The sequence below is a fragment of the Methylocystis sp. B8 genome (genome assembly GCF_005771425.1).
Classification (GTDB): domain Bacteria; phylum Pseudomonadota; class Alphaproteobacteria; order Rhizobiales; family Beijerinckiaceae; genus Methylocystis.
The window spans coordinates 21172-34377 of the sequence record NZ_VBTZ01000005.1 but is presented as its reverse complement, the minus strand read 5'-3'; the positions used below and the strand labels follow the sequence as shown (position 1 = coordinate 34377).

General features: G+C 59.7%; 10 protein-coding genes and 1 pseudogene. 4 read left to right on the top strand and 7 right to left on the bottom strand.

Annotation, left to right across the window (positions count from 1 at the left end; translation table 11 throughout):
• Positions 1-22: 22 nt before the first annotated feature.
• The 7 genes and pseudogenes from FEV16_RS10055 to FEV16_RS10025 all read right to left on the bottom strand — a co-directional run bounded on the left by FEV16_RS10055 (position 23) and on the right by FEV16_RS10025 (position 6983).
• Positions 23-1030, bottom strand: coding sequence for a sulfotransferase domain-containing protein (locus FEV16_RS10055; RefSeq protein WP_138167505.1), 1008 nt, complete (start codon positions 1028-1030; stop codon positions 23-25).
• A gap of 32 nt (positions 1031-1062) precedes the next feature.
• Positions 1063-1626 (bottom strand): annotated as a pseudogene (gene cysC / locus FEV16_RS10050) (adenylyl-sulfate kinase); the annotation flags it as partial.
• Between the two features lie 110 nt (positions 1627-1736).
• The gene (mbnF, locus tag FEV16_RS10045; RefSeq protein WP_138167503.1) at positions 1737-3386 is read right to left on the bottom strand and encodes a methanobactin biosynthesis FAD monooxygenase MbnF; all 1650 of its coding nucleotides are present in this window, start codon (positions 3384-3386) and stop codon (positions 1737-1739) included.
• The gene (gene mbnM, locus FEV16_RS10040) at positions 3386-4684 is read right to left on the bottom strand and encodes a multi antimicrobial extrusion protein MatE (protein ID WP_138167502.1); all 1299 of its coding nucleotides are present in this window, start codon (positions 4682-4684) and stop codon (positions 3386-3388) included. Before mbnM ends, mbnF begins: the two co-directional genes overlap by 1 nt.
• On the bottom strand, positions 4681-5256 hold the full coding sequence (gene mbnC, locus FEV16_RS10035; protein WP_348639982.1) for a methanobactin biosynthesis protein MbnC: 576 nt from the start codon (positions 5254-5256) through the stop codon (positions 4681-4683). The genes mbnM and mbnC overlap by 4 nt, the downstream gene beginning before the upstream one ends.
• Entirely contained in the window at positions 5240-6067 is an 828-nt protein-coding gene (mbnB, locus tag FEV16_RS10030; RefSeq protein ID WP_138167500.1) for a methanobactin biosynthesis protein MbnB, read from the bottom strand. Before mbnB ends, mbnC begins: the two co-directional genes overlap by 17 nt.
• Before the next feature lie 79 nt (positions 6068-6146).
• Positions 6147-6983, bottom strand: coding sequence for a methanobactin precursor domain-containing sigma factor (locus FEV16_RS10025; protein WP_138167499.1), 837 nt, complete (start codon positions 6981-6983; stop codon positions 6147-6149).
• Positions 6984-7723: 740 nt separating this feature from the next.
• Between FEV16_RS10025 and FEV16_RS17520 the strand changes: the two genes are divergently transcribed.
• The 4 genes from FEV16_RS17520 (at position 7724) to FEV16_RS10000 (ending at position 13075) form a co-directional block, all read left to right on the top strand.
• Complete coding sequence (locus tag FEV16_RS17520) at positions 7724-8251, top strand: DUF2946 family protein (protein ID WP_348639981.1); 528 nt, start codon at positions 7724-7726, stop codon at positions 8249-8251.
• A 161-nt stretch (positions 8252-8412) separates the two neighbouring features.
• A complete protein-coding gene (locus tag FEV16_RS10010) occupies positions 8413-9477 on the top strand; it encodes an MbnP family copper-binding protein (RefSeq protein ID WP_138167497.1) in 1065 nt (354 codons plus the stop codon).
• Positions 9474-10652, top strand: a complete 1179-nt coding sequence (locus FEV16_RS10005) for a methanobactin export MATE transporter MbnM (RefSeq protein WP_138167496.1) — start codon at positions 9474-9476, stop codon at positions 10650-10652. The genes FEV16_RS10010 and FEV16_RS10005 overlap by 4 nt, the downstream gene beginning before the upstream one ends.
• A gap of 29 nt (positions 10653-10681) precedes the next feature.
• Positions 10682-13075 carry a TonB-dependent receptor gene (locus tag FEV16_RS10000; protein WP_171015191.1) on the top strand — a complete coding sequence of 798 codons (2394 nt, stop codon included), beginning with the start codon at positions 10682-10684 and terminating at the stop codon, positions 13073-13075.
• Positions 13076-13206 lie beyond the last annotated feature (131 nt).

Genomic DNA, 13206 nt, shown 5'->3' with positions numbered 1-13206 from the left:
ATTGGCCGGAGTGCGCGCTCTGTTATAGGTTGGCGCCCCAGCCGAAATCCTTGCCGAGCAGCGCGTACAGCTCTTCATTATAGGGCCGGAAAAACTCGGCCAAATTCTCGCGGAGGCTGTCGTCGAGCTTTCCGGGGGGACCCGGATTTTGCTCCTCGATCGCGAGCGGCTCGACTTCAGGCAGGCCAAGAAACCCGTAGATTTGCTTCGCCGTCGATCGCGGGTCGCGAAAAAATTCCGTCGCATCGACGATAAAAACGCGGTCCCTGCCGAACTTCTCGAAGAGCAGACGCAGAAAGGGCGCGTAGATGCTGTGCCGCAGATAGCCCGCCCGCGCGCCCGAAAATGCATGCGGCTCCATGCCGCCGCTGCGTATGATCGCTTTCTCGGCTTCGATCAAGGTCCTAAAATCCGGAAAGCCTTTCCAGTGCGGATCCTGCGACTTGCGGCTGATGAAGCGCTTCTCGTCCCATCGCCAGTGAGAAAAGGCGCGCTCAACCGGATCGCGCAGCACGCATATGATGCGCATATTCGGAAACATCGACTGCGCCAGAAAAATCCAGAGCGGGTTGGGCATCACCGGCGTGCAGTAACCGGTGATCGCGCCGTCGTTCAGTCGCTCCGCCGCTTTCTGCGCCGCGAGCGTCGGGAAATAGGCCATTAGCTCGCGCATCGTTTCCGTGAAGGAAATTTCCTTCGACAGCGGCAGCACGACATGCGGATGCTGAAAAATATAAGAGGAGAGGAAAGACGTGCCGGAGCGCACCGCGCCGATCGATGCGAAGTACGGCTCCATGCGTTCGCTGGAGCCAAGGGTCCGCGCCCACACGCGCCATTTTGGTGGATTGAAAAAGTAATAGCGTCTGAATTGATACGCGACCTCTAATGGCAGGCGTCGCCATGCTTCGCCAGTCTCGGATCGCCGCCTGAAGTCCTGATAGGGAAGGTGAAGAGTCTCGAGTCTTTTCGGATCGACGGCCAAACCGCTCGAGACCGGATCCATGGACATGTCGGGGGCGAAAGCAGTCATGCGCCATTCTCCGATCGGATGGACGTCCACGTTCAATAGGACGACAAAAACGGTTGAATGATCTCGATCAGCTGATCGGCCATTTGCTCCGGCGAACCGTCTAAGGTCCGTAAAGTCAGTTCAGGCCGTTCCGGGGGCTCGTAGGGCTGATGCAGCCCAGTGAAATTTGGAATTTCGCTGGCGAGCGCACGCTTATAGAGCCCTTTCGGATCGCGTTCGACGCAAACCTCGAGCGGCGTATCGACGAATGCTTCAATAAAGTCGCCTGGCGCGAAAAGCCGTCGCACCGCCAGTCTTTCGGCGCTAAAGGGCGAGATGAGCGCACAGATGACAATGAGGCCGGCTTCCGTCATCAGCTTCGCGACCTCGCCGACGCGACGAATGTTTTCTCTTCGGTCTCCGCTCGTAAAGCCCAGATCTTCGTTCAGCCCGGAGCGCAGACTGTCGCCGTCGAGCAAGATCGTGTGTGCGCCTCGCGCCACCAGTTTTCGCTCGACGAGATTGGCGATCGTCGACTTGCCCGCGCCCGACAGCCCGGTCAGCCAAATGACCGCTGGACGCTGACCCTTGATTATCGACCGCTCGCGCTTTGTCACGGCGATCGGATGCAGTTTTTGATCGTTTAGGATCGCAGCGTCCAATAAAGGCGCGTATGGCGCGCCTCCATTCGTTTCTTCAGAATTGAGCGGGGGAGAAGGCTGCGACATCATGCCGACGCTCCGATGAGAGGCGTCTCGTTGCGCATCAAGGTCTTGGCGACTTTCTCGCCTTTGGCGCGCGCAAAACTCGATTCAAGAGTCGAGAGCGGATCGGGGATACGGCCTTTCGAGCGCCAGGCGATGTAGCCGTCGGGGCGCACGAGGAGCGCGCCTTCGGGCGAAACGCCCAAGCGCGGCAGGAACAGACCCTCGGGATCGTGGACGTCAAATCCAACGCGGCAGACGCCGAGGGGCGTTCTTGAACGAAGGCCAACGCGCTGCGCGGCCTCCATCCAGTCGCCGCCATCCGGGCCAACGAACAGCATGAAATCGCGTCCAATCAGATCGTGCGAGGAGACCGTCTCTTCGCCGCGCCGCAGCCAGACATGCGCCAGACGCGTTCCGGGCGCGCCGCTCGGGCGAAACGGATCTTCTACCAGAGCGCCGTCATCATCTTCGTCAGCGATGATAACGTCGGAGCGATATCGATAGCCCATCGCGGTTTCGAGGAGACCGTATTCGTCTTCCCGAATGCGCAAGTCCTGCCGATCAGGCAGGAGACGCTCGATGTAATTGGCGATTGCTCGCGCAATCGCGATTCGCGCCACCGGCTTGCGCTCGATCTCATAGCTGTCGAGCAGCGCGGGGGCGGCCTGGCCCTTGACGACGAGCGCCAGCTTCCACGCAAGGTCAGCGGCGTCCTGAATCGCGGTCTGTCCGCCGAGCCCGCCCACTGGCGGCGTGATGTGCGCGCAGTCGCCAGCAAGAAACACCCGCCCGAAGGACATGCGATCGGCGATGAGAGCGGCCATCCGCCAGGGGCGAATGTCGAGAATTTTAACCGCGAGATCGGGAACGCCGACAGATTGTCGAACGAGCTCTTTGCATCGTTCTTCGTCGAAATCGGCCTCCTGATCGCGCGAGGAATCATATTCTATGTTGATCTGGCCGTGGTTGGGTTCGTCGCAGGTGACGAAGGCGCCGCTGAAGGCTGGGTTGCGCAAATAGTAGAGCGTAAATCCGTCGCTTGGTAGGATCGCGCTGAGATCGGTCTCGAACAGCACCGAGATCGTGTCTGCGAGGAATCCCGGGCCTTCCATCTTGACGCCGCCAGAGTCGCGGATCGTTCCGCCGGCGCCGTCGGCGGCGATCATGTAGTCGGCAAGAACCGTCGTCTCTTGTCCCGACGCTTCGTCGCGCAAGATCGCTTCGACGCCGTCCTCTCGTTGCGAGAAGCCCGCCAGCGTCGTCGAAAATCGGATATCTGCGCCGTTGTTGCGCGCGAAGCGCAGCAGCACGGGTTCGACCCGGTCCTGGCCTGCCGTGCATATCTTGCTCGGCGACACGCGCGTCGCGTCGAGCGACATCTTGGTCACGAGCGTCTCAATCGGCGGACTTGTGACGCTCTCGGCGATAATGAGCGTAGAGTCGTTGGCGCCGGTGCGGCTTGCCGCGAACAGCGCATCTTCCAAGCCTTCGACGACGCGCAGAACTTCCATGCTGCGCCGGTTAATCCCATGCGCCTTCGGCAGACGCGACGTTGTGGCGCGTTTCTCCACGAGAAGGCAGGGGACTCCACGCCACGCGAGCAGCGTCGCCGCCGACAGACCGGCGTAGCCGGCGCCGACAATGAGAACAGGGATTCGCTCCACGCTCATTAGACATGTCCTTTCGAGCGCAACGAGACGCCAGCCGGCTCCTCGGGCGCGGATCGAAGGTTAAGCCAGATCAAGAAAACGGCGAGGACTTCGGGCCAGATCAGAGATTGATAAGCGATCTCCGGTCGGTTCACGGAGAGTCCGAATAGAATGAACAACGGCGCGATGAGCCACTGCGCAATCATATCGACGGAGGTCAGTTCCGCGAAGGAGCTCCGCGCAAGCGTCAGGCCTCGGACGATGCTACCGACGAAGCGGATTGGCAGGGAGAGCGCCAAGCAGGCGACGAATACGGACCACCAGGCTCCATGTTGGCGATAGAGAGTCGCGCCGATCCAATCGCGCCCAAGCAGCAGCATGATCGCGGCCGTCAGCGCGATTGGCGCGCCGACCCGGACGACCGGCGCGAGCGCCAAAGTCCAGTCGTCGTGAGATTTCGTCGGAAGGTGGATGGCGAGATAGCGCGTTAGCGTAATCAGCGGACCAAGGATGAACAGCATGAAGGTTTGGGCCGCGGCAAATGAGTCGAGACGTTGACCGTTGGCGCCGCTCTGCCAGGGGAGCGAAAAGAGCGTCAGCGTGAAGAGCATCGCCGCCTGCGGCGAGAGCACGCGCAACGCTTCCCAAAACGTTCCGCTTAGAAATGAGCGGACGAATGCGATTTCGGGGAAGCGAATTCTGCGCGCGCCATGCGCTTGCAGCCGGCTCCAAAGCCAAATTGAGGCGACGGCCGCAATGATGCAGCTCGCGAGAAAACAGCCGGCGAAACCAAACCCGAGCGCTTGCATGAAGAGGATGTTAGCCCCGGCTTTCGCGGGAATTTCCGCGAGTTTCCATGTGAGCACCGAGCCGCCGCGTCCGAGCGCGTGCAATAAGAATCCTTGCGTATTCGAAAGAACGCGAAAAGGCGCGCCAGCGACGAGCCAAACGATAGGGGCGCCGACATAGGGAGCGGCCGCGGCGTCCCCCATCAGGGCGTCAAGAAAGATCGGATAGGCGAAGAAGCCGAAAATCGCCGTCGCGACGCCAAGCGCGAGAGAGAGCGCGCAGGTCTTTTCGATTGCGTCGGCAGTCTCGCCATTCTTTTGCGCATGGCCGAGCGCGATGGCGGCGACGGCGGCGCAAGCGATGGTGACGGCGACATCGAGCAGCGTGATGCGCATCAGAATCGCATAGGCGCCTGGCGCGCGGCCGCCCAGTCTCGCGACCATCGCGAGATCGATTTGCATGATGAAGGCGGCGGCGGACGTGCTGGCGAACAGGAACCAGTATCCGCGCCACAGCGGCGCGCTTGTCATCGCGCCAGGCTCTGCCACCCCGGAAATATGTCGAGTTCAAAGGACTGCAGCGTAAAGTAACCAAAAATATCCGGAGGCGCCGGCAGCGGCTCCTCGGGTTCGATAAGTTCGATCTCGCGTCCCAAACGAACGCTGCGGCATTTCCAGCCGATGACGAGATTCTTCGTGTCTGCGCATCCGATAACGATGCCGCAATCTCTGCCGCGATCGAGGATCGCCCAGCGGGCGGCCGACGCCGCCATGATCGACCTCAGATATTTATCGTCCGCGAGCAGCCGCTCCTTGAACGGCGACTGGCGCAGCCAAACGTAGACCCATAGATAATATGACCAGTCGAAGGCGAGCTTCTTCTCTCCCGCCCAGGCCATGAAAGGCCGAAAGATCGACATGCCGTCCGGACCGGAGAGCTCCAGAAGTTCGGGGCAAATGTCGAAGAGCGTATGCCAATAGATGCGCAGACTCACGTCGATCCGCACGAAGGCCTTATGATCCGCAGGATAATTCGCGCACAATACCGGCGACATAAGCGCAGGGTACAGGTCGCGATCGGTTCGACTAGGCAGAGACAGCAAGGTCGTGACGCCTTTCTTCGGCTACGCCAAACAGATTTCGCAGCAGCTTCAGGTCGGCGACGATGTCGTCAAATTCGATCTGATCGTCGCGCTCATAGGTCATAGTTGCGCCCGGTTTGTCGAAGACCGACCGGAAATTCTCAAGGAAGGACATCGTGTCCGGCGCCAGCGCCTCGGCATGGGTGTCCAGTGAAATGAAGGGCTCGATCAGGGACTGCCTGTAGCCGGCGACGTGGAAATGCTGGGCGCCGGCGATGACGTTGCGCCACGCTTCAAACGGCGTCCCACAATTGCGATTGGAGCAAACGGCATTAGACGCGTCGAACAGCACGCCAGCGCCGGTTTCTTTCATGAGGCGCTCGAAGAAGGCGGGCGCCTCTCTCCCCCCGTCCATGATGGACGGGTAATTTTCAAAATGAATGCGCTGTCCGACGATCTCCTGCCACTGCAGGACCTTGTCGCGCACGAATTCATATTCCGTCGAATAGTCAATTTCGCCGAGATGGAAGAACGCGCGCCCTTCGTGAGAAAAACGGAGAATGTGGTCTGAGACGTAAATTGGGTTCAGCGCGTCAATGTAATCTCGAAGCCGAGCGGCGAAGTCGACGAGCGTCGGCCGATCGGCTTCGAGAAACTTGGAATACATAATATGCAAGCCGATGGGACAATCGAACGCCTTGGCCAATTCGTTCGGATCGACGCAGAAAAAATTGTCGATAAGAAATTCGCAATAATCGATATGTCTTTCGGCAATGAGCCTCTGGACCATGTCATAGGTGTCGCCGAGCGTGAAGTTAAAGCCAAGCCGCATCTATTTGTCGCCTTCGTCTTGACGCGCCGAACGTCGCTTGCGCCGCCAGCCGGGGGCCAACGGCGCAAGTCGATTGTCCTTAGCCGTTCGTGGCGGCGCAGGTCGACGCGCAGCGGGCGCTGGCGCGGCCGATAACATTGAGCGTAATGCGCTTGGCGATACGGATGGTCATAGTGGCCTCCCTCTTGGAGTTCGTCTGGACAGTCCAAACGGGCTCCGCAGAACGCGGAACCCGAATGGTATGACGAGCGAGGCCGCAAAAATCGGACAGGCTGGGGCGGGAATTTTTTCGAGCTGACGGATTTTTGATTTCCACGGTGTCTTGGACGGCGCGCGGCGCGGCTGGCCGCGAGGTCGAGGAGTCGCGTGGCTCGGCCGCATTAACGCCCTCCGCGCTGATCGGAGCGCTTGGAGGCGCGATCTCGAAGGCGCGATCGAAGTGATCGAGCGCGCGAATAAGGTTGCGATTGATCGTTCTCAAGGAAACGCCAACTTCCTGCGCGATTTCTGAATGGCTGAAGCCCAGTATCCGGCTCATAAAGAAGATCTGACGACAACATCGCGGCAGCTGCATAAGGGCGGCTTGAACATCCGACGCCAGCCCGAACGCGTCTAGCGCTGACGCGATCCGCGTCTCCAGCGTCGACGACTGGAACCATGCGCCGTCCTCGGCAAGAGCCCGGGCATGCGTCTTCTGTCTTCGAAGATTATCGATGGCGAGGGTGCACGTCATTTTCGACACATAACCGCGCGCATTTGAGATCAACTCGCCGCGATCGGTTTCGAGCATTTTGAGATAGGCTTCCTGGACCATGTCTTCGGCGTCGTCCGAGCCGATCACGCGGCGCGCCCGCGTTATTAGATCGCGGTGGTGACTTCTAAACAGTCGGTCAATCGTCTCATGAGATTTGTGCATCAGAGCCTCCCCGCTCTTTTGCCAAGCATGCGCCGGTAATCCAAAACGCATCGACGCCAAGCGCTCTAGCGGGCCTCCAGGCGGTGCGTAAATTTTTGGCCCGCAAACGGATTTGTCGCCAAATCGCGGGACGTTCGGCGTCTTTAGACGGGAGGGGCGCGCGCCGGCGGCGTTTCCGAATGCGACCGTGGCGCGGGAAGAATTGCTGACGTCAGAATGACGTTTCGCGTTGTCGGAAGGCTTTGGCGTACAAGAAGTTCAGAGACGCATAGGATCGGTGGCTGGGCGCTGCAGCATGTTATGCAGTCGGAGCAAGACCCGTCGTGTTCATTCGGCGAATGAGGAGCGGCGGGAGCAGTAACGCCCTTGCAGATGACGCGCGTGAACGCGGGATATTGAAATTGAGCCTGCGCGGGGCCGGTCGGAACCGCCGCAGCTTGCAGCAATGTCGCAACTAAGAGAATAACCCGAAAGAGCATGGATTGCCGCCAACCATTGCTTACGGTGAGCGGATCATAGGCGCGAAGCTCGCGGGCCGCAATACGAAAACTCCTTACGCGACGCACGCATGCAGAACGATGAAGCTGGGCGAATCTCCAGCAAGTCGCCAAACGCTCAACGGTCTGCCTTGTCGACAATTAAAGACCATCGACATCGCGCTTAAGCATTGCGCATTTGATTAAGAGCAAGAATGTCTCGGTCCTTTTCAGTTTATAGCGAAGGCTGCACGACTTTTCCGAATGCGCCCAATGCAAAAGGCCGAGTGTGGCGGAAGCGCAACAATTGAAAATATTGCGAGACTCCGATACTCGCCCTCGTTGACAAGTCGATCTCTGTGCAATCAGAATTTAGTTATGCGGCAAGATAGGCGAAAAATACGGCAGTTTGTCCGTCCGTTCGTGACGGCGGTCGTCGCTTGTCTGCTTTTCCAGCAAGCTTTGGCACTTGTCTTTTCTCAGACTCGTCACAGCGGCGACAGCGGCGCGTTCCTCAGCTCTCCTGTGGCGTTGTCTGACGAGCTCTGCGCCAACAAGAACGACGCCGGCGGGAAGACGTCCCACGCTCAACACATGCACTGCTTGGCCTGCTTTCTAAGCGAGCGAAGCGACGAAGCCGGTTCAAAGGTTCTGCTCACCGCCGTCGTTCTGGTGCTGGTGCCCGTGTCCGACGCGCCTCCTCTTTGGCCGGAAGAGCGCGATCTCGCGCCGCCGACCACACTATGGCCCAGTAACAGGCTCTCTCGCGCGCCCCCGTCGCTTCTTTCCTAAAGAAGCGCGTTAGCGGTCGGCTGCCGGGTCTCTTCGACCCCACTCGCCCTTTCCCTCGCGTTTGATTTTCGCGCGCGTGTTCTCACGCGTCGCTGATACGCGCCGTTCGCCTGCGCGTACGCCAAGACACGTCTCAAGACCCGTTGCGCAGGAGAGGAATCATGAGGGCGCTCAACCATTTTGCGTTCGCGATCGGCGGTCTCGCAGCCATAGGCGTCGCGCATGCCGCGAAGATCGACGCGAATGAAAGACAGCAGGTCGCGATACGCTTTGCGCTTGCGGCGGGCGATCAGCCGGTCGAATGCGGCCGCGACATTTCCGGGCTCGGAACCGGCGGTCAGCCTGCGCAACTTCACGACGCGCGATTCTACATCTCGACGCCTGCTCTGATCGACGCCGCCGGCCACGAAGTTCCCATCGAGCTGGAACAGAACGACTGGCAATACGCCAACGTCGCTTTGCTCGATTTCGAGAACAAGACCGGCAAATGCATCGGCACCGCGGACGTCAACGACACGATCAAAGGATCAGTCCCGCGCGGCCGCTACAAGGGCGTTAGCTTCGTCATCGGCGTTCCAAGCGTCACCCAGGATAAAGACGGAAAGGACGTCGTTCTCAATCACTCCAATTTCGCCACCGCTCCCGCGCCGCTCGATCTTCAGTCGATGAGCTGGAATTGGCAGGCCGGCCGCAAATTCATCAAGATCGAAGTCGACCCCGAGGGTGGCGTGACGCGTCCGCCGCCTCCGCCGAAAAACCCCGCGACCACGGCGAATGGCGCCGGCGCGCCTGCGGGCGACAAGCCCGATGGCGCGCCGCTCATGGCCGACGCGCCCAAGACGGCGCCGCTGCGGGTCAATTCGGACGGAACGATCACGGTCTCGACCTGGATGCTGCATCTCGGCTCGACCGGTTGCCGCGGCGACGCCACGAAGGGCGAAATCACCTCCTGCACGAATCCCAATCGGATTCCCGTGAAACTCGCCTCTTTCGATTCTGCCAAACAGCGCGTGGTGCTGAATCTGAAGCCGCTCTTCGCCAGCATCGATCTTGGGAAAGACCAGGGTTTCTCGACGGGCTGCATGAGCGGTCCGGCCGATCCCGAATGCGCGCCAATGTTCGAAAATCTCGGACTTCGGCTCAAGGAAACCGCGCCCGACGCCAATGACGCCGGCCAGTCCCCCGGCGCGCCGACGAAGATCTTCCGCGCGGAGGTCGCGAAATGAAGCGCGCAGCTTTCATTCTCCTCTTCGCCGCGATTTTGACTGCGAGCGCCGCGCAGGGCGAAACGAATCCGAGCGGAGATTCGTGGCGCTGGGCCTTGCCAGAGTTCATGCCGCCGCCGCGGGTTCCCGTCGACAACGCGATGTCGGAGGCGCGCTTCCAACTCGGGCGTAAGCTCTTCTACGACACGCGCCTATCGGGAAACGGCAAGGAGGCCTGCGCGTCCTGTCACGAGCAACGTCTGGCTTTCACCGATGGGCGGCCGGTGGGCGTCGGAGCGACGGGCCAGCATACGCCGCGCAATTCTCCCAGCATCGCCAACGCCGGCTGGCGCGCGACGTTGACCTGGGCCAATCCGGCGATGGTCACTCTCGAAAGGCAGATGGAGGGGCCGCTCTTTGGCGAAGAGCCCATCGAGATGGGCGTCAATGATCAGAACCGCAAAGAGATCATCGCGCGCTTCGCAAGCGACGCGGACTATCGACGCGAATTCGTGGAGGCGTTTCCCGGCGAAGCCGACCCGATCACCTTCGGCAATGTCATCAAGGCGATCTCAGCTTTCGAGCGCGGCGTCGTATCGACCTCCTCGAAATATGATCTCTATCTTCTTGGCAAGGCGACGCTCTCTCCCGAAGAGGCGCGCGGCAAGGATCTCTTCTTCGGCGAGAAGGCGGAGTGCCATCACTGCCACGGTAGCGTGAATTTCGACGATCAGTTCTATCACGCGAAGACGCGCGAGATAGAGACGCCGTTTCACAACACCGGACTCTATGATCTCGACGGCAAGGGCGCCTATCCCGAGCCCAATCGCGGCGTGTTCGAGAACACGCATAATCCTGCCGAGATGGGTGCGTTCCGCGCGCCGAGCCTGCGCAATATCGCTGTGACCGCGCCTTATATGCACGACGGCAGCGTCGCGACGCTCGAGGACGTGATCGACATCTACGCCGCAGGCGGCCGTAACGTAACGAGCGGTCCACTCAAAGGCGACGGTCGCTACAACCCAAACAAGAGCGCGTTGATCGTTCCGATCGATCTGTCGCCGCAGGAAAAGAGCGATCTGATCGCCTTTCTGAAAACGCTCACCGACGAATCCTTGCTGACATCGCCCCGTTTCGCCGACCCGTGGAAACCGGAGTCGACGGCAAGGGGCCCATCGCGTGCGCCCTCTCAATGAGTTTCAAGCCAACTAGGAAAGTGAAGAAAATGAGCTCCCGGTCGAAATTGATGCACGGAGCGGCGCTCACCGCCCTCGCGCTTGTGTCCGTCCCTTCCGTTGCGCATGCGCAGCAAGCGCTTCCGCAGATCACGATTGGCGCCGCCAGACCTCCGGCCACGAGAGAGTCGACGGCGGGCGAAGCGGGATATGCGCCGGGCTTTGATCCCGCCCGCGCGAAATTGCCGATCTACCGGGATCCGCCCGGCGAGACGGTAACGATCGTCAACACCAAGTTCCTTAAGCCGACGCCACTGCAGGATGTCCGGAGGGTGTTGGAATACAGCCCCGGCGTCTCCGTGCAGCAAGGCAATAATGCGCGGGATTTGTTTATTTCGATTCGCGGCTCCGGCAATCGGCTTGGCGTCGGGTTTCCAACGGGCATCCGCAACATCATGATGTATGAGGACGGGTTCCCGATCACGACAGCCGACGGCAATGGCCGCACCGACCTGCTCGATCCGCACTCCTATGCCGCCATCGACGTCTATCGCGGACCGTCGTCGGCGCTCTTCGGCAATTACGCCTACTTGGGCGCGATCAACTACCGCACCTTTTCCGGGGCCGAAATCGATGGCGTCAACACAGGTTCGGAATTTGGCAGCTTCGGCTATGTCAACAATTACATTCGCGTCGGCAAGGCTGTGAAGGACAGCGCGCTCGGCGCTTTCGATCTCGCGTTTTTCGCCTCCGACATCAACGGCAGCGGGTATGTATACCACGGCGCCTACTCAGGCAAACAAGCCAAGGTTCTCGGCAGATGGGAGGTGACCCCTAACGATCGGGTCATCGTGAAATATATCGCCAATGACTTGAGATCGGAGTTCATCAACCGAGAAAATTTAACCGTCTTCTACCTCAATCCATTTCAACAAGGCTGCGCCATCCCGACCTCTTTGAACGTCAACTTGTGCAACAATCTCTTCGTACCGGCGAATGGCATCTCCGGCGCGACTGTTCGCCAAAGTGTCGCCACGCTTGGCACGCATCAAAACTCTCTCAGACAGATCGGCGGCGTTCAATTCGAGCATGACTTCGACAGCGCCACCACTTGGCGATCGCAATTCACTTACGACTATCTCGATAACATCAGCGGCGCTTGGCCGCCGCCGATTATTGGCCCGGGCGGCCAAGGCGGCCCGGTGGCCTTGAGGGGTCCGACGGTGGGCATCACCGCGCAGACCGACATTACCAGTCACGTGCCGATCTTTGGATTTCCGGCGACGCATTTTCTCCAGTTCTTCTATAACAACGCCAAAACCGCCAATCCGCTCTTCAATCAGATCGCCAACACCTGGTACAGCGGCGCAATCGGCGCGCAGGTCGGCAAGAACGATTCCTATGCGTCAAACATTGGTTTGCGCGCGCGGGAAGAGATTGCTCTTGCTCCGGGCCTGACTGGCGTCATCGGGTTCAGCGCCAACTGGAATCGCGTCTGGGGCGTGAGCACCGCCTACAACTACCCCGCCAATCTGGCGCCCAGATTTCCTACCCAGGTCGCCGTCGATAATGACTATTGGAACACGGCGCCGGAAGCGTCGCTCACCTATCGCTACAATCCGGAATGGCAGGTGCGGGCGCGGTATTCGACAGGCTACAGCACGCCGACATTCGTCTTCCTTACTAGCACGCGAAACGGAGTCGGAGCTAATCCGCTGAAGGCTCAGACCAACATGGGCGTCGATCTCGGCATCGACTGGACGCCGAGTCCAGAGCTTAATTTCAGCGTGACCGGCTTCAACGAATGGCACCGGAATGAAATTTTGACGCTGAGCAATGGGCTCATCGGCTATTCGCAAAATATTCCCTCCTCTCTTCACCGCGGCGTCGAACTCAACGCCGATTGGCGGCCCTATGATGGGTGGCGGCTGATCGCGGCTTATACGTTCAACAATCAGTTCTTCACCAACTATTGGGACGATCTCGGTTCGGTCGGGGGGCGAGCAGTCTTATATAATCGCGCCGGAAACAGGATTCCTAATGTGCCTCCGCATACTGTGACGATGCGCCTTGGATACGACCAGCCCTACGGCGACCTTTCGGGTCTCGGCGCTTACACCGAATATGTTTTCAAGAGCGATTATACGATCGACAACGCCAATTTCACCACGATACCGAGCTACAGCGTGTTCAATGTGAACGCTCATTATAATCACGACTTGGCGGACCTCTATTTCAAGAACATTGAACTGTATTTCGAGGTCTCGAACATCTTCAATCGGACCTACGTCGCCGGCGCATTCGTGGTGGCCAACTCACTCCTCGTCGGCCCGGTACAAACGCCTTTGGTTTGGTTCAATGGCGGCTTGGCGACGGCGCAAGGCGCCGGCATCCTTGCTGGTCAGCCGCGCGCCTTCGCCGGAGGCGTGAAGCTCAGGTTCTGATGCGATCAGGCGTCGCCCCTGCCAGGGGCGACGCCCGCTACGCCCGCGCCTACGTCTTGAACAAGGCTCGCTCAGCATTCTTCGACTTGGAGATTGTCAAAGTCAGATAGATTCGGTCCGCCAATCGGCGA